Below are 18,577 nucleotides of genomic sequence, written 5' to 3' on the forward strand. Positions count from 1 at the left end.
TTATTCCTCATCATCTAAAAAGATACGTAAGAATAACTCAGCTTCTGAACCTAACTCACTACTAATTAATAATTTTCTTGCTTCCTCTTTTTGTTCACTTAGTTGAGATAGGTATTGATAGAATCCAGTATTTCTTATATCTAAACCAAAAACATCATCCATTATCATACTTATATTTTCACCGAAAGTTTCTATCTTTGGGTTTCTAACAGTCAGTTTCTTATCGCTATCCCTTTCAAGTACCCAGACACATTTTTTAGGTATCTCCTGCAATATAACTGGTGAATGAGTAGCAATGATAGCAACTCCATTTTTTTTACTTAGTATATCTGAAAGAATTCTAATATATGCTGAAACTAATGGTGGATGCAAGTACGATTCTGGTTCATCTATAATAATTAATGTTTTTTCATCGATTTTAGAAACTAAAGCAGATAAGCCTAAAAGAATCATCTTTTGTCCTGAACTTAGTTTAGCTACTTCATTAACGTTTCCTTCCCCTTCATTTAAGTTTTTACTGATAAAATTACTTATTTCATTATCAAAGTATAACTTTACAACTTCTTCCTCCCACAATTTAATTCTATCTGGAGATTTTTTTATTTCCTTTATATTTTCGATTAGATCTTTAGCCAACTCTTCTGGATTTTTCATTGTTTGTCTTTCATTGACAAAAGTACTATTGCCTATGTACTTAAAATTTTTTTGACTCAATTTAGAGTTTTCATCATTAACTTCTAATTTAGAAAAGTACTTAGTATTCAACATATCAAATGCGCTAAATGAAACAAACAAAACACTTTCAAAGCCTCCGTTATTGTAATCATCATAGATTTCCAACGTGGCTTCAGATTGATTTACTAAATAACTTTTTACGGATGCATCTCTTAAATAGCATTTAACAATATCTTGAATAAGAGTTGTTTTCCCAGTACCATTATTCCCAATAATGCCATAAACATTTGTCGGGAGAGGCGATTCAGGGTTCACTTTAAATGTGAGTTCTGTATCTATTGAATTATCTATAGTGTATTTCAATTTAAAATTAAAAGGAATTTGTTTAACACCTTTTTTAGCAACTCGATTTAGTTGTTGTTTTAAATTATTTACTGTACTTCCTCTAAGGAAAGAAGTATGTATAACATCTAAGTGCTTATTTTCTTCAAATAATTTTAAATTATAAGCTATATCCCCCAATTCCTTTAGAATAGTTTTCACTTCAGTATCTGAGAATGTGTCATACAATTTTTCATAGTATTCAACACTACCTAAAGAAATAATATTATCAACATCAATTCCTTCAATAAGGTAGTCAAATGATCTATAAGATACCCAATTTGAAGATTGTTTATTTTTAAAACAAACTTCTGCTTCAGTAATTGTTGAAATACTAACTGAGCCTAGTTCTATTTGCTTTTCATTTTCTGAAATATAATATGCTGAATACAATGTTTTATATCCAAAATCATCCCAATTATCATAAATAAACTGGATTCCTATTTTTTGAAGATCTACATATTGTTTAAAATAATATTCCATTATTGTCCTCCGGTAATCCACTAAAATACTTTATTTTAGATTATTTTCAATAATATTATCCCCGTAAAAAATATATAATTAGGTCGTAGCAGATGTCTTCTCACTCACTTCGTAATATATTTATTTTCAATTAACATATTTTTTATTGTTGATGAACTTTCTCCTTAGTATGATTATCAACACCAGTATTCTCTTTTTCTATTTAATTCGAAAAGTTTGTGGTGCTTTTTTATAAATAATAGCTAACCCTGCACAAATATAAATAAATACTATTCCTGAAACAAGTAAACTATATGACAAACTTTTTACATCCAATCTTGTATTCAAATATGATACCCAGTAAAGAGCTCCAGAAACAAACCGATACAAAGGGTTAACTACTTGCATATCACTAGTAAAAGGCTGCAATAAATAGTAGATAAATAGTTCATGAAAACTAAATAACAAGACTAAAGCAATTAGTAATAACAATAATACTCCATAGAAAAAAAGCGAAAAAGTATTTCCTGCTGCTACGCCGTACCCTAAAAAGATTACAAGCATGCCAAAACCTAAGATACTATTATAATAAACAGTCATTTTAAAACGATATAAAAAACCACTAATAATGGTTTTCGGTTCTCGATAAAAAGAATAATAAAGCATAGCAATATCACAATTTAGAAAGACCATTTGAGAAATTTTTTTCCCATACCCCATTAGATAGAACACAAAAAAGAGGAAAGGAAGAATAGCGATGCCTGCACTCTCTATCTCATGTGGAGAAAAATGATCATAAGAAAAATGACCACCAATTACACTTCCAAATAGTCCTACAAGTAAGATGTAAACACGATAGCGTAATCCTTTAATCAATTGAGGACGGTAACGATTAAACAGTAAGGCATTCAAATACTGATTCCCTTTACAACGAACATTTTCCCGTTCAAGAGTCTTCATCTGTAAATCTTTTTGCATGGTTAATCCTTCTGAAAGAAATTGTTTATTCTTTACTTGAGCCATAGTCGTTAAGGATTGATTACTTTTATCCACTTGATGAAGTAAATAACTTTTCTCATCTTTAAAGCAGATTAATCTATTAGAAGAAATGGCGAATAGTAAAACTAATACAAAGCTTGTAAGAGGGAGTCTTAATACTAGAGCTACCCAATAATTTCCTAAGAAAAAAATACTTAAGGCACCTATTGCAAACAAAATACTAAAAAAAACAACTAGAAAGTTTTGATGATGAAATTTCCACTCATAAAGTTTTCGATTCAATACTAACCCTAAGATATAAAAACACAGGTAACACATTAAGCCATTTAAAGTCATCAGATACATTTTAGTAGTTAATCCATATAAAAGGAGTGCTGGAAGATACGTTCCCGTTGCAAAGAGGTGTTCTAAAATCGTACTTCTTTTTAAATATTCTCTAGGGGATAGAGAATATTGATGGACAAAGTCTAGCTCTTTTTTACTTAATTGATTATAAATACCGCTCAAAAATCCACCAAAAATTCCAAAAATATAAATCCAAGCAATGAGTCCGTCACCAAAAACAGGGCTTTGAGGAACACTAATTAGAGTAAAACTTTTAAACCCTTCACTGGCTAAAAAGCTTAAGATAAAAATAAGTAAAATTTTACCAACTGCTTTCATTATTCCACCAAAAATAAAAAACAGCCAAAAAATCACTTGTTTAAATGAATGCTCCTCATACAACGTGGCCGGGATTTTTTTTCCAATTAAAGGAGTCTTTCTTAAAAAAAATAAAAAGCCATTTAATTTAACTATATTACCAATTTTTAGTTGTAGTATAAATTGACGAAGAGTATCCTTCCAACCTATCTCACTTATAATCATTTTCCACCTCCTAATCAGTGAGAAGTCCAATCACTTCTTCTTCAAAATCACGATCATGAATTCTCATTGTGTCAATACCTTTTAATTGATGGTGATGTAATAAAACAATTTCATCGCAAAGATCTTGAGCTAGTTGTAAAATATGAGTAGAAAAAATTACAATAGAATCTTTTTTCAAAGATAAAATAATTTCTTTCATTTCATGAGCTGCTACTACATCAAAACTAGTCAAGGGTTCATCTAATAATAAAATTGGAGGATGAACCATAAAACTTACAAGCATTTGAACTTTATTTTGCATTCCATGAGAATAATCTCTTAAAAGACGATTTTGATCCTCTGGCAGAATTCCAACACTTTGTAGATAAGACTCCGGACTTTTTATTTCTGTAATTCGATTCTTATTAATCTCAATAAAATATTTTACAAATTCTACGCCTGTCATAAAAGCTGGTAAATGTGGTGTAGTGTATACGTAGCCGACTGCCGTATCTGGATATTCTTCTGTTTCCACTCCCTCAGTTTCAATAATTATTCCACCTGAATCACTTTTCAAGTTATGAGAAATACAATTGAATAAGGTAGTTTTCCCTGCACCATTTCTTCCTAGTAATCCATAAATTTTTCCAGTTTCAAACGAAAAATTTACATCAGAAAAAATTATATTGCCATCAAATTTTTTATTCAAATTTTTAAGCATCAACTTCATCTTTTCACTCCGCTTTCTATCAGTGTACTCATCAAGAATTATTTAAAAAATACCTAGGCTAACTAATTTCACACGTGCCTAAATATTTCAAATAAAAATAACCTCACTTCGTGTAGAAATATCAACTGAAGGAGGCAATATAAACAATAAACTGCATTTTCAATTAAGCTCAGTATCCGAAGTTTAATTAAACCACTTTATCCAGCTGGACAATTTTTATTTGTAAATATCCATCCTGTTAGTACAGCTGGTGTACCGACAAAAAAATAATCACTAATCCATAAAACGCAAACAAATATGCCATGAGGAAACAAATAAGTGTTATTATTAACGTTAGTATATGCAAATTCCTTTTTAAAAACAACATACCATTCCTACTTTCATAATTTTTATATTTTCTCAATATCTTTTTATTGTTCACTTTATTACTATATTGAGATCTGGGCTGCTTTCTGATAGTGCCTGAGAAGTAGAAAATAGCGTGAATACTAGGTTTTTGAGGAATTACAAAACCTAATGAACTTCAATGAAATTTGATTGAGAAGGTCAAAAGTATGGTCAAAAAATACTCGCCAGTTTATTAGCTTTATGGGAACGACCATAATTATTAAGGATCTCAACCTATAAAATCCTTTTATATCAATGATTCAGTAATATTCATCTTATACCACAGTTGATAAAAAAGGACTCCCATGGACGATATTTGAACCAATTTGAACCACGATAAATGGTAGTTGAATACAATTGATTGGTACTAAGCGTCAACCTTACTCGGCTGTTAAATGTTGATTGGGCAACTTTTTAATTTATAGAGAGTGGATAAAAGAAGGTTCTACAGAATTCACAATGCACATTAGTATAGCTATACAAAGAAAGAGCTATTACTCTAGCGAGTAAATACTAGCTAGAGTAATGGCTTCCTTTTGTGTTTGTTGAACTACATTGGTCTTAACCGAAGACTGTGAGCCAGCACCAGCAGCAACATGAGCAACACCATCCGCCTGGTGAAACGGCACTTGCATTAAAATCTTTTTGGTCTTCAATTTTCTTAATAACTTTCATTTGCAATTCTCCTTTCACAAATTTCTATTTAATCATTTCTACTTATCATGGATTATTGTTAATGTAATCCATTTTTATGGAAATGGTAAAATATTTGGATTTATACCTCTTTCAACATCTTTATATTTTTCATAGCTAACATGCCCGGTTGCTGGAAACCCAGCAATAAACGCTGGCGAAAACTCTTTCATATATACCTTTGATATATAAATATGATCGAACATGTTCGAGACTTCCAAATCAGAATAAACCGGTTTTAAATCATTTTTTAAAATATATTCACTAATGGTCATTCCGCTTTGCTTCTCTTTAATTTCAGATAGCATAATTTCTTCGTTTTCCTTAACATACCAATCTAATCCATGTTTGTAGCAATCCAAGCCATAATATGAAACTGCCTGATAAAATGTTTTGAACTTTTTGGGATCATCATCTTCATTTACTTCTAGAACAGAGTTAGAAAAGCGTGATGTTAACCACTTAGGTGCATATACAATTTTTCGGGTATTATTTACCGCCTGTGTATACTCTTCCAATGCAGCAACCATTGCTTTCTCAATATCACTATCAATACCTCCACCAGCATTAAACGAATAGCTGGTCATGTCATCATCAAATGACATAGCTGTAATAACATGAAAATTTTCTTGGTCAACATTATGGCGGTAAAAAGTAATGTTGTTCTGCCGGATATAATCCATGTACTTTCCTAGTTTTTTATTTATAACTTTATCAATAACTATACGTTTAGGCGGTAAGTAACAATACCACGATAGATTAATCTCGTGTCTTTCAATAATTTCTAACAACCCATGCTCAACACCTTGGTTTCTAGTATAGTGCGATGTTAATCCGCCAGAAGTAGAATATCCAATACGAGTTTCATCTTTTATTGGTGAAGAATAGTACATTAAAATAATGATAGCTGGTACATATATATCTTTATGTGTTCTAAAATCAGTCATTTTGAGCCAATTAATTTTACTTTCTCGTGTAAAATCATCAAACATAAAATTTTCATTTTCAAATTGTTGTTTCGAAAAAATTTTTATTTCATCAGGATCAATGAGATTATAATTTTTCTGCTTCAACTCGTTATAGCTACCAATAATTGTTTTATCTTTAACCTTAAAAAACTCAAGACATGCCATTAGTCTTTCAAAAGTTTCACCTAATGAAGAACAAATAGCTTTATACATTGAGAATCCTTTTCCACCAGCGAAGATAGATTCATTTAACTTTACAGACATGCTTGATTTTTCTAACAAGTAATTAAACAAATAATTTACATTTAAAAACTCGCAATTTCCAATAAATAATGGACACTCTGACGATGGCGCTAATACGATATCTAGCTTCTTAATTAGGTTGAAGTAGCCTAGATATTCTTTCATCTCTTGATAATTAAGAAAGTCATCTTCATCAATAATAGGTGGTTCAGATATATTTTTATTATTAATGATGTTAATTTTTAGTCCCATTTCACTTTTAACCTCCCCAATAATACAAAAAATACTATTGTAATCGCTGAAATATATATAATATTATCTGCTATCTCATTTAAATTGACCCTAGAAATCCATAAATACTGTGCTATTTGAATACAGTGATACATAGGGAATATATAAGCTATTTTCTGAACAGCCACTGGTAATGATTCTACCGGCATAACAACTCCTGAGGTAAATATAAGAGATAAAAATAACCCAGATGTAACCATATTTGCGGTTCTAGAACCCTTTACTAATAGCGCAATTAAGAATCCTAATCCATCAAAAATTACGATCATAGCTCCGTAAAGTAAAAGAAATAACAACGTTTCTGATATTCCCATATGCCATCTAGCACCGTAGACTATTATAGAAATTACAGTAAAAATGCACGTACTAAGCAACCCTACAAAGGCAAAAACTGATATAAGAGCAATGAAATATGTTCTGAATTTTATCGGATATGTTATATACCGTTTTAGAACCTCCTGATCTTTTAATTCAATGATAGTAATTGGAACACCCATTAACCCCACATTTGTTAATAAAAAAACAACATTGGTTGGCACTATTGTATCGATTCCTAGTATATCTTTTCCATAATTTGTGACCTCTCTTCCAAAAGCTCCACCAAAAACAATAGTAAATATTATTGGTAATACAATCATGAAAAATAAAGATACTGGTTCTCTCATTAAAGCTTTGAACTCAATAGTAAAAAAAGCTTTAAACTCCCGCATCAATCTCTCCCCTTTCATGGCTATATCTACCAGTATGATAAAAATAAATATCTTCAAAATCTAGATATGTGATCCTATATCCTTCGTCTTCAAAATTGAAATGAGATACTTTTTTTTCCATTCCAATATAATAGCTGTACAATGTTCCCGACACTTTTAGTTCGTACTCTACTCCCCTCTTTTTCAATTCATATTCTACTATCTCATGCTTATCTCTTCTAATTTTGACAACATGCGTTTTGTTAGTTTTTGATCTTAATTCTTTCAAGCTACCTTCAAGTATTAACTTCCCATTATCAAGAAGAAAAATATAGTCTGAATACTGAGCAGCCTGATTTAAATAGTGATCTGACACAATTACCATTCTATCCTGAGACACCTCAGTAATCATATTCCATATCTCATTCCTACTAAACGAATCTAAGCCCGAAACTGGTTCATCTAAAATAATTATATCTTGACTCGCTAACAAGGTCATTGCCACTAACAATCTCCGCTTTGTCCCTCCAGACAATTTCTTCGTTTTGTATTTTAGATATTTCTCTAATCCATATTTTTCCAAGTATAAATTCATATCTACATTTTTAATTCCAAAAAGCTTCATAATCATTTGTATCTCTTCGTATACATAACAATTTCTTCTTAGTGAATTTTGCTGCGACATAAACCCAATTCTTTTTTTTGCTTCTATGCTATTCGCAGAAGCTCCCATGATTTTTACTTCACCACTTGTTTGTGCCCTTAAGCCAACAATTATTTCTAGTAGGGTACTCTTTCCAGATCCATTTGGGCCAGCAATAAGATATATTCCAGGTTTGTTAACCCGAATATTAATATTCTTCAATACAACATTCGATTTATAACTTTTAAATAAATTTTTAATAGTAACAGCCATATTATTTACCTCGCATTTGATAGGGTCTACACGCTAAAAAATTATAGAATAAATGCAACACGATACTAAAAATAATGTTTTGAGTTTCTATCATCGTAAAACCAAGTATGAATCCCAAAATAGTTTTAGACACAAGATCCTGTTTCGAAAAAAAAATATGCACACTTCCAAACGTGAAAGAAGAAATTATTAAATAACTCCAACAACTTAAGTGAGATGCGTTGTCAAATATAATTGGTAATCGAAACGCCAATTCTTCTATTGTCATTATGGGTATACTAAATAGAAATTTGACGATATTTAATTTACCTGTTATATAATACTTTACATCTAATATTATTGTTTTATTGATAATAATATTCACAACCAATTTTTCTAATAAGTAGAAAAGCGTAATTAATATAGTGTATCTCAAGGCGATTAGTGGGGTACAAAATGTAATTTGATAATTACCTTTCCAAAAATATATTAGTACCACAAACCCCAAAATTACTATAGTTATCATATAAATCAACAGCAGATTCTTTTTTTGCACTTTTTTATTTAATAATATTACAAATATGCTCAACAGTATCAACAAAACAGAATATCGCGTTACCATACACTTTTAGATGTATCACTCTTGTATCCAAAACTTGCTGTCAAAATTGGATAATCATTTTTTGTCAATTCTAACGTATCTTCTAATACATGTTCTAGATAGCCTGCAACAACACAACTTGAAATACCTAAATTTTCAGCTAATAATTCTAAATATGCAATTGCTATTCCGGAGTCAACATGAGCCATTCGGTATGCTCTTTTATAATACTTTGGAACGACTCTTGATAAATCAGCAACAAGTACCGTAACAAAATTTCCATAAACGGTAAATTCATTTTGATAATTGATTTTTGCAATGATTTCTCTATAATTTCCATAGTCCATTTGGCATAATCTATTATTTATGAAATCATAATAATATAAACCTTTCTCAATACTTTCCACGTTATTTACAAAAATATACAAATCTAAATAATTTAATCCTCCTTGACTATTAATATATTTGAATGGATAATCTCTCTGATCATATGCTCCGCGAGTTATGCTTTTGACACCAAAACTGTAATAAATAATATTACTAAACGCCTCAAAAGAGATGGTTTTATTTTGATAATCTCTTATTGAGTTCCGATTTTTTATTATTTTATACAGGTTATTAGCAGTACCATCCTCTTCTGGAGCTAATTTGTAAAATTTATTTGATTCATCTATAATTTCCTTTTTAGTATGAATAATATAGTATTCGTCATGTAAATACTTCATGTAATTTTGAGTCTTAAATGGTGTATCATCAATGACTTCATGAAGTATGCCTACCTGCTCCAAATCATCATACTTTGAAATATTTTCTTTAATTTTATTAATTTCATCAGCATAATACTGACTTCTATTTTCTAACAATTTCCCCACCTACTTTAGTAAAATTTCTTTCGCTAAGCTAACTATATGTCTAAGATATATTTAAAATAAGTAAGCTCAAGTCTAACTGATTGAATTTGTAGCAATTTGATAATAGCTATCCTATTTTAGGACGTATTCAACTGATTCTTCTTTGTAAAAGAATATTTTAGATTTTTCAGATTCATATTTCCGAAATAACAAGTAAATTTAGAATACTTTTATCAATACCGTCAATATTAAATATTTTGTGAACTTCTAGATTATCAAAGTAGCGCAAGAGAACTACATTTTTACTTTTTTTTAAATAGGAATACATTCTTTCAATAAGCTGCCCATAAGTGATTAAAGCATCTCGATATCCAAACTCTCCTAAAAAAAGACATTCTCTAACTGGAATAAATATTGGTACTATTATCATTTCATCATTTGAAATTTTATCAAAGCTCTCTTCATTTTGGAAAAATTGATTTTCATATAGCAATTCGATTTTTTCTCTACAATTTTTTCTCCATGTAAATATAAAATTTTTTCCTGGAAGATATTGATATATTGCATCTCCTTTATATATCAATATATCTATACACTGATAGTCTTCTAATGCAAATGTGTTCAAATGTTCTATTAGGCCTTCTATCTCCACGGAAAGTTCGTTAATAAATCTATACTTTTCTTGTTTTATTACGTATTCTGAGTCTTCTGGATGAATCGTTTCTTTTGCCCACTCAATTGATTTTTTGTAAAGTTTTAGATTTTTCTCCATTTCATCGGAGATAATAAAATTTGAATTCGTATGAAAAAAGCGTGAAGGTGAATAAAAATTGGGTGATGTATGCCTTAATGAAAAATAGGTTAAATTTTCTTCAAAAAACTCAAAAGAATTATCTGAACGTATGCTATTCTCTTCAATGTATTTTTTAAAATTCGTTATTTCTTCTCCAGTAAATTTTGAATCTTCAGTTTCAAACATACTAGCATATTCTTTTTTTTCCATATAATATATTCTCCCTCGAAATAGAATTATTAAATAAATGGATGAGTAATGTTACCATCCCCTTGGCAACTAGGACAATTAGGAAATTTTAGTAATTTTATCTTTGTATTAACCATTCTTTCAAAATCAAATGAATATGCAAAGTTGTTTATTGAACCTTTAGATAAACAGTAATTAGTAATCAATAGCGTATTAAGCAGAAGTGAGGCTAAACATATTGAAGAATATGTCATCAAAGAAGCAGCTTGCTGATTTTCAATTAACTTCTCCTTCATCACTTGATAATCCAACAGATTGTAAAAAGAAGATTCCCTAAGTAATTCGAAGTCATTATAACAACCCTTTTTTTGTGGATTTAATAGTGGGAGAACTATTCCCTCATTTCCATCTAAATACGAAATTAGGAACGGTTGATTATTTTCAACAAATTTTTTATTAATCTTATAGAATAATTGTGGTGAGAAATAACTTGTAAAGCAAATGACTAAGTCTGTTTGATTAAGATCAAGATTACTTATATCTAGGTTATCTAAAGTATATTTTCCCGTTATATTAAAATGCATGTTTAAATTGCAGAAATAGGTTGTAATATCTCTTTCAATTTCCTTGTTACAAATAATCACAACATTTTGCTGTAGAGGTTTTACAGTTTTATCTTCTAAGATTTTTAAAGTAATCAGTCTCTCAATATATTCTTCAACAATTTCGGATGATAGTTCTAATTTTGCTATCATTTGTTTAATTAATTCACTTTTTTCTATTGGAAAACTTGATTTTTCGAATAGGTAATCTAAAAAGCCATCTTTACTCTCATCAATAATATTGTATGAGTAGTTTGACAAACTTCCTTTTTTTACCAAGTATTCATATTTGTTGCATCGAATAAAAATTAATCCTTCATTTTTATTTATCATTATTAATTCCCCCTGTTTCAAGATATAAGTCAAATCCCATTACTGTTCCATCATATGCAATATGCGAAACTTCTATAATATGATTTGCTTGAACATTGTATTGATTTATTTGAACATTTTCATTTGTTTCCATTTTCATAAAGGCTTTAATAGCTTGATTAAATTTTTCCATATCATTTGGTATTGAAATCATCAATCCAGCTTTAATTATTACGTTGTTATTTAAAATATAATTATGGCTATCCAAAACAGAGTGTAAGTTTTCTAATAGTTGATCAATAACGATTTGCACTTCCATAGTTACTGTTTTTTTGTACGTATTCCGTCCACATACTTTTGTGACAACAATATTTTTATGGCTGATATCACTGTCTCTTAATGCTTTCAGTAATTTATCAATTTCTTTTTTTATTTGCTGAGGGGTAGAAACTTCTTTACAAAAACCTATTGATTTACCCAGAGAGAACTTTTCATATTCTTTTGGTATCAGATTCTTTCTCATATAAACATATACTTCTCCTTATATTTATTTAGTATTCGTTCTTCTATTTCTTTAATACGGTAGGCATTTTAGGCTCATAAAAGTATCTCGCACCACTATTTACTCAAACACAACGTAACTGCTGCTAAAATAAAAATCATTCAACCTTTAACAACATTTTCTAATCTAATATTTCTTTGGTAGTTGCATAAAACTCTCTTCTGCTGATTTTTCATTTTATTTAGCTCATATATCAAGATTTAAAAATTATTTTTTCAATATATCTGGTTTTTTCGGCTCGTAAAAGCTAAAAAAGCACCCAGTTGGACTTTCACTTACAAAAATTGCTAATGCTACAAAAAGCGAGCAACATATCTCTTTGAAACGATAACCTTTATCTTTAAACATTCCTCTCATTTTACACACTTCCTTTTTAGAATTTCATTTGGAATTGTTAAGCATGTTGCCAATAGGGTTCCATAGATAATTAAAATACTACAGTCGCTACTAAATACCGTTGAAATACTCATCAAAAATATTCCAAGAATAATACTGCACTTCTTTAACTTCTTAACTTGTCCTTCATCTTTAATTTCATTCTCCTTTGTGAATGAAGGTGCTGTAATAAACAAAGTAACAACTAATAAAAATGTCAAAACTAAAACTTGAAATACAGTGGCAGAGATATTTAGATTTGCTATAAAGCAAGGAACAATTGAGAAAGCTATTATGCTAAGAATAGTGCAACTTATACTAGTTTTGGCATGGTACCCAAAACTAGCCCTTCGCAAAATGCAATACGGTACATATGCTGTCAGAGTTGCTTTTAATGAGAATAGAGTAGTCGAGAAGAGGAAGATAACAATAATTTTGGATAGATTGACTATTAAAATCTCAATACCATAGTTTATTTGAGCTTTCTTATAAGGATCGGTAATTTGATTTGTACATAATAATGTAGATAGTATAGACGCTATTCTTTCTTCTAGTATTTCTTCCAACTCCTTTAAAAAGTAGCCGATATTCCAAATCAATCATTTAGGTGTTTCCTTGAACATCCGCATATTACAAAGCCACCATTTCAGAAAGAAGGTCACAGAAATATTACCTGGGTAGGTATTTAACTACTACTGATCTGAATTGATCCTGAAAACTCACCTTCAATTTGAAGTTTTCTCACACCCTCGTTGATGACAATTCCATTCTGCCCATCTTCAAGAGAATACTCTTGTCCGTCAACTAACAAGGTAGCTTCTCCGCTGGAAATATCTGCATAAACTTCTTTAGTATCAATATTTCTAGGCACTGTAATCTCTTTCTTACTTCTAAAATTTTCAGTATCAAAGATCAATTCTTCATTTGTCTTAAAATACTTAATTTTATCAGCCGTGTAGTTTTTACTCGTAACATGCAGACTATATCCGCCTGTTATACCCCAGAGCATTAAGACCTATCAAGAGTACCAGTAACAAACAAAAGCCAGTAATTAAGAGAGAGCTTTTTTTCATAAAATCGTCCTCACCCAGAGGTATTAATAAGCAAAAAATAATATTTGATTCTGATTACAGTAGTAAAGTAACACGCTTCGAAACAAAGATGTTTGAACTTTCCTAGAACATGGTATTTTGTTCCTAAACGCAAAAAAGGTAGGAGTCTGTACGACTACTACCTTTTACAATATCTTACTTACCAATGAAAGATACCGGATTGCAACCCGACACCGTTCTTCATTGTCAAAAATTATTTCTTTATTTCTTTTATCGAAGCTGCTAATATTTTGTAGGTTAATCAGAATAGATCGATGACAACGAACTAACTTTTCATTCTTTTCTGCCAGCTCACTAATTTTCCCAAAAAATTCAAGTTGGCCGTTCCTCATATGGAGTACAACTTTGTGTGCATTCAGTGACGTCTCAAAAAACATGATTTCCTTAAGGTTAACCTTTTTTAAAATACCATTCACTTTAATAAGTATTGTATCTGATTGGCTAGTTTCACTAAAAAGGAAACGATCACTTGCTAAATCAATACATTCTCGGATTTTTTCACAAACAGTAGATACTTCATTTTTTATGATAAAATCCATTGCTTCAATTTTATATTTAAATACTAGATGTTGTGCTTCATCGTGAGTCGTGATAAATACTATTCTAGATTCAGGATGATGCTCCTTTATCTTTTCTGCTAGAGAGATACCATCTAAAGTGTTTTTCAAATCAATATCTAAAAAGAAAAGATTATCCTCCTTCCTCATATTATACTTATCTAAATAATTAAGGATTTCGAGTGGTGAATAGGTTGCAAGTGCCAATATAAGTTCCTTGTCTCGGAACAGTAGATACTGCTCTATAGATTTCTTGAAATAAGCTAGTAGATCCGGTTCATCTTCACAAATAAAAATCCTCACCTACGTCCCTCCCATGAATATGAATAATTTGAGTAAATGTATCATTTACAATTTGTGTCTCTAGTGAACAACAATTTGATTTGGCTACCAATAATTCTAAGTTACTCAAGCCCATTCCCCTATTTACTCCTTTTGTTGAGAATCCTTCCATTTTCAATTTGTGAAAAGGTGGAATAGAGCTACTACACGAATTTTCTACAATAATATCAATACTATGTTCATTATTACAGATAAAGCCAATTTTTAACCAACCATTCTCAAGCTCAAAAGATGCTTCAATAGCATTATCCAAAATAATCCCTAAACAACGTATAAGAGTAATAATATCCATTTCAATATTATCAATTTTTTTTGGAACCTCAACGGAGGTTTCAATCTCTTTCCCTTGTGCTTGCAAAACTTTACTGATAAGTAAGCTCTTTATTTCGCGAATATTCAAATTAGCAAATTTAGATAAATCAAGTGCATGCTGATTTAAACTGCCTATTGCATGAACTAAATGGGATTCATAAAAATGATTTAACCCTTCTATATCATCACTGTCAAAATAATCTTTCATAGAAAGGAGTATATTTTGATAGTCATGCTTAAACCTTCGTATTTCTAGGCTTGTTTTTTCTAAGCTCTCTATATATTCTTGCATATAAATTTCATCTTGTTTTTTTCTTTTGAGGTCACTTCGTTCTTTAAATGCAAAACCTGCCATTATTGATGCAACTAGGAATGTTATACCATAGAGATTGATAAAAAATAGATTAGTGTGACCAAAAGATGTTGTTTTACCATAAACACGATCATAGATAACTACAGTAAAGTAACTAGAGGTCGTGATAACAGCTAATGCTGCAGAAAACCAGATTAGAAAGTTTTTCTCACCATAACAGGTCATAAATCTTAGTATCTTCTTTATGGCTGCGATTGCAATAAAATAAAGTGTTAGCAGTAGAGCAAATATTGAGATATCAGTAATACGATCAATTAAACTAAACTGCTGTAAGCCAAATCCAACAAGATAGTTTATTAAAATATATAGTCCCACAGATAAACTAGCAGCTAATATTGATTCTGCCATTTTCTTTGAGAAAAGAATTGCTTCAAATAGTAGGAATACCCAAAAAACTGCCGAGGAAACAACACCTAGCATAGAATACAAGAAGAGACTAGCAATACATAGTGCAATACTTAAACCGATATAACGAATATTGCCTATTAGAGACAACAAGAAACCACTCGCCCCTGCAATACTGATATATTCTAAAAAGCTAATAATTAACTCCTTATTTAACAGAATGTTATTCACCTCACCACATCTTTGAGACTCATTAGAAAATTCTTTATTATATAACAAAGAATACACCTAACAACCTTTATTGTAAATATGTACAGTTACTAACAAAGATGCTACATCAGAACTTTCCTAACCAATCTTCCTAAAATTATATAATGTTATGTATTTTATAAAAAACTTAAGACCTTTTCATCATCAAAGACACGTTCAAGATATAAGCAGACTATAAATCGAGACAATCATTACCGCTCAAAACGTAGACAAACTCCAGGTCGGGTTTCGCCACAAGCGAATTACCCGATCTGGAGTTTTGTCTATTGCAGGAAGGCGTAGCCGGACTGCAGGAATAAAGCCCCCGGTTCTAACAGGGGGCTAACAAAGAACAGGAAACTGTGACAACTACCCATTGGGGAGTGTCCTAGCAGGATTTTCTTTGTCACATGCTTATAAAACTTGTCACCTTATTTTGATGCTGGATACGCTACATTTAACAGACGTTCTTTCTCGACTTCCATCACGAATGGCAGATAAAGATATTGTTGTTCTAGTAGATATTGATTGTCCTCTGTGTACTGATAAGAAGCTGTTTCTTTTGAATAGACCAACGGGGCAATTCGCACATCTCCGGTTGATTGATTGATCGAGTATAAAAGAATGGCTTTTTCAACTAGTTTCTTTGGCAAATGTTTCCCAAAATAGGAATAGGATTCTTGATTTGCTAAATAAACGAGTAAGCGATCCACACTAAAGTTTGAGAAGGTAAAGGGCATCATGTGCAGAATATGATTTTGATTATCATGGTGTAAATAGAGTTGCGCTTCTTTACCAAAATTGGTTGAACCAAGGTAAAGTTGCTTTTTCTCATCGATACATTGGAAAGTAAACTGGTCTTGTTCAGTTGGTGGAATGAGGTTTGTAATAAAAAATTCAATCATTCGATCCATTTCTTTTTCACTGACATGACCTGCTTGTTTCAGTTCGTCTACTATCAGTCCTTCAATCTTAGGATCAAGCTTACCTGCCTTCTTTTGAAGCATTTCTAAAATGTATTGATTCTCTTGATCACCATACAGAAGATACTCATTGGTGACATGACCTACCTCCGCAATCTGGTGAAGAGTTTCGGTTTTTGGAAGATTAATCCCGCGTTCCCAATTATTGACAGTGCTTCGTGGTAAATCACCAATTAGTTTGCCAAATTTCTCCATACTCAACTTTAACTCTTGGCGAATCTGCCGAATTCGATTGCCCACTGCTTGCTTGTCTATCTCCATGAAAAAACCTCCTCATGATAAGTTCTTAAATTTATTATACGTGTGTACTTAAAAAAAGTCAAAATATATTGACTTAAAATAAATACAGGCGTACAATCGATTTGTACTTAAAATAAGTCTGATGGTTCTTTGACAATTTAATAACAGAAGGAGGTTTGTCTATGAACCAAGTTAATCAACGTGATCTCGGTGAAGCCATTCGAGTTTCTCGAGAAGAAAGGGGGTGGACCCAGCGATATTTAGCAGAAAAAGTGGGAATTTCGAGGTCGTTACTATCAAAGGTAGAAAAAGGAACGAGACGATTAAGTGCAGAAAAACTGAATCTTGTATTGGATAGTTTGCAAGAAGAGATTGTTCCAGTTAATCGTGTTTTGATTGATTATCTAACCATTCACTTTTTCTCGAATCAACATTTAAAGTTGATTGAAGAGATTATTGGCATGCCTATTGAACGCTTTGAGGAACTGGATTATGCGCCAAAGGGCTATATTGGGCAATATGTTTGGAATCAAGTAATCACGATTCGGTATTCCATTGACGATACGGTAAAAGGAACCGTAATGGAGTTTTCAGGTCAAGGCTGTAAACATCTTGCCATGCGTTTGAAGACCGCAAAATCAAACTGGCAAGAGTTCTTCCGTAAGGTATTAGATTATCAGGGAAACTTTACACGGATTGATTTTACTTTAGATGATTTTGTGGGGAGTCTCAGCATTCCAGAACTGAAGCGTAAGGTAACACTAGGCCATGTGTGGACCACTTTTCAAGTGAGTGAATCTCATGGCGGTACGGATATCATAAACAATGAATCAAATGGTGAGACCTTGTATTTAGGCTCAAAGAAGAGTCAGTGTCGCTTTTGCTTTTATCAGAAGGATTATGAACAACGAAAGCGACGAGGAATTTCTTTAGAAGAAGCAGAAGTAAAAAATCGCTTTGAACTACGGTATCGAAAAGAGAAAGCGCAAAGCTTGGCAAAGATTATTTCAAAAACCCATGATTTAACCAAACTATTCTTTGAGTTACTTAATGGGGCAATTTGTTTTTATGACCGTGCTCCAAATGATCCAGGTGCAAAAGTCGATGCCAAATGGGCAGCCTTTATTGGCAATCATGGCGCAATCACCATTTCTTTAGAGACCATTCCTCAAAGTTTTGAGAAAAGCATGAATTGGTTAATTCACAGTGTTTCGCCCACCCTCGCATTTATTCAAGAGGTAGATAATCATTTTGATTCAAATTTGATTAACGAGATTATTAGCTGTGGGGAACTTAGTTCAAGGCAGCAAAAATTTTTAGAAAATTTAATTGCTGAGCCTGATTATTATCGTGAAGAAGTAGATTTTTATATCCAGTATCTTCAAAATATGAAGAAAGAAAAAATACACAAAAAAAGCAAAGCACAGCTTACACATGAAAATGTATAAACGTACTCCGCCCTAGACAAGTTGAGTATAGCACATTTCCTTGTGTCAGCCAAAAAACATTTTTGGAAAGGA

19 protein-coding genes are annotated in these 18,577 nt (G+C 31.2%); 1 reads left to right on the forward strand and 18 read right to left on the reverse strand.

Going from position 1 to position 18,577, the window contains the following annotated elements:
* The 18 genes from JZO71_RS02830 to JZO71_RS02910 form a co-directional block, all read right to left on the reverse strand.
* Positions 1–1,539 (reverse strand): AAA family ATPase, encoded by a 1,539-nt coding sequence (locus JZO71_RS02830; protein WP_206898096.1) that lies wholly within the window; start codon positions 1,537–1,539, stop codon positions 1–3.
* 198 nt (positions 1,540–1,737) lie between these two features.
* On the reverse strand, positions 1,738–3,384 hold the full coding sequence (locus JZO71_RS02835; RefSeq protein ID WP_206898097.1) for a hypothetical protein: 1,647 nt from the start codon (positions 3,382–3,384) through the stop codon (positions 1,738–1,740).
* A 10-nt stretch (positions 3,385–3,394) separates the two neighbouring features.
* Positions 3,395–4,093 (reverse strand): ABC transporter ATP-binding protein, encoded by a 699-nt coding sequence (locus tag JZO71_RS02840; RefSeq protein WP_206898098.1) that lies wholly within the window; start codon positions 4,091–4,093, stop codon positions 3,395–3,397.
* A gap of 881 nt (positions 4,094–4,974) precedes the next feature.
* Entirely contained in the window at positions 4,975–5,109 is a 135-nt protein-coding gene (locus JZO71_RS12515) for a hypothetical protein (RefSeq protein ID WP_277988585.1), read from the reverse strand.
* A 120-nt stretch (positions 5,110–5,229) separates the two neighbouring features.
* Entirely contained in the window at positions 5,230–6,636 is a 1,407-nt protein-coding gene (locus JZO71_RS02845) for a YcaO-like family protein (protein WP_206898099.1), read from the reverse strand.
* A complete protein-coding gene (locus JZO71_RS02850) occupies positions 6,627–7,385 on the reverse strand; it encodes an ABC transporter permease (RefSeq protein ID WP_206898100.1) in 759 nt (252 codons plus the stop codon). The genes JZO71_RS02845 and JZO71_RS02850 overlap by 10 nt, the downstream gene beginning before the upstream one ends.
* A complete protein-coding gene (locus JZO71_RS02855; RefSeq protein ID WP_206898101.1) occupies positions 7,372–8,280 on the reverse strand; it encodes an ABC transporter ATP-binding protein in 909 nt (302 codons plus the stop codon). Before JZO71_RS02855 ends, JZO71_RS02850 begins: the two co-directional genes overlap by 14 nt.
* A gap of 1 nt (position 8,281) precedes the next feature.
* Entirely contained in the window at positions 8,282–8,881 is a 600-nt protein-coding gene (locus JZO71_RS12610; RefSeq protein WP_430733276.1) for a CPBP family intramembrane glutamic endopeptidase, read from the reverse strand.
* Positions 8,875–9,723, reverse strand: coding sequence for a SagB/ThcOx family dehydrogenase (locus JZO71_RS02865; RefSeq protein WP_206898103.1), 849 nt, complete (start codon positions 9,721–9,723; stop codon positions 8,875–8,877). Before JZO71_RS02865 ends, JZO71_RS12610 begins: the two co-directional genes overlap by 7 nt.
* Before the next feature lie 181 nt (positions 9,724–9,904).
* Positions 9,905–10,714 (reverse strand): hypothetical protein, encoded by an 810-nt coding sequence (locus JZO71_RS02870; protein ID WP_206898104.1) that lies wholly within the window; start codon positions 10,712–10,714, stop codon positions 9,905–9,907.
* Between the two features lie 29 nt (positions 10,715–10,743).
* Positions 10,744–11,628, reverse strand: a complete 885-nt coding sequence (locus JZO71_RS02875; RefSeq protein ID WP_206898105.1) for a hypothetical protein — start codon at positions 11,626–11,628, stop codon at positions 10,744–10,746.
* Positions 11,618–12,130: a hypothetical protein gene (locus JZO71_RS02880; RefSeq protein WP_206898106.1), complete on the reverse strand. Its 513-nt coding sequence runs from the start codon at positions 12,128–12,130 to the stop codon at positions 11,618–11,620. The genes JZO71_RS02875 and JZO71_RS02880 overlap by 11 nt, the downstream gene beginning before the upstream one ends.
* A 246-nt stretch (positions 12,131–12,376) precedes the next feature.
* Positions 12,377–12,526 (reverse strand): AgrD family cyclic lactone autoinducer peptide, encoded by a 150-nt coding sequence (locus JZO71_RS12615; protein ID WP_206898107.1) that lies wholly within the window; start codon positions 12,524–12,526, stop codon positions 12,377–12,379.
* The gene (locus JZO71_RS02890; RefSeq protein WP_206898108.1) at positions 12,523–13,143 is read right to left on the reverse strand and encodes an accessory gene regulator B family protein; all 621 of its coding nucleotides are present in this window, start codon (positions 13,141–13,143) and stop codon (positions 12,523–12,525) included. Before JZO71_RS02890 ends, JZO71_RS12615 begins: the two co-directional genes overlap by 4 nt.
* Before the next feature lie 86 nt (positions 13,144–13,229).
* Positions 13,230–13,553, reverse strand: a complete 324-nt coding sequence (locus JZO71_RS02895) for a hypothetical protein (protein WP_206898109.1) — start codon at positions 13,551–13,553, stop codon at positions 13,230–13,232.
* Between the two features lie 228 nt (positions 13,554–13,781).
* A complete protein-coding gene (locus JZO71_RS12565; protein ID WP_206898110.1) occupies positions 13,782–14,516 on the reverse strand; it encodes a LytTR family transcriptional regulator DNA-binding domain-containing protein in 735 nt (244 codons plus the stop codon).
* Positions 14,497–15,864 carry a GHKL domain-containing protein gene (locus JZO71_RS02905; protein ID WP_206898111.1) on the reverse strand — a complete coding sequence of 456 codons (1,368 nt, stop codon included), beginning with the start codon at positions 15,862–15,864 and terminating at the stop codon, positions 14,497–14,499. Before JZO71_RS02905 ends, JZO71_RS12565 begins: the two co-directional genes overlap by 20 nt.
* Before the next feature lie 401 nt (positions 15,865–16,265).
* Positions 16,266–17,078: a helix-turn-helix domain-containing protein gene (locus tag JZO71_RS02910; RefSeq protein ID WP_206898112.1), complete on the reverse strand. Its 813-nt coding sequence runs from the start codon at positions 17,076–17,078 to the stop codon at positions 16,266–16,268.
* Between the two features lie 161 nt (positions 17,079–17,239).
* Between JZO71_RS02910 and JZO71_RS02915 the strand changes: the two genes are divergently transcribed.
* Positions 17,240–18,505 carry a replication initiation factor domain-containing protein gene (locus JZO71_RS02915; RefSeq protein ID WP_206898113.1) on the forward strand — a complete coding sequence of 422 codons (1,266 nt, stop codon included), beginning with the start codon at positions 17,240–17,242 and terminating at the stop codon, positions 18,503–18,505.
* The last annotated feature ends 72 nt before the right edge of the window (positions 18,506–18,577 follow it).

Origin of the sequence: Candidatus Enterococcus courvalinii (genome assembly GCF_017315945.1) — a bacterium.
Lineage (GTDB): Bacteria > Bacillota > Bacilli > Lactobacillales > Enterococcaceae > Enterococcus_B > Enterococcus_B courvalinii.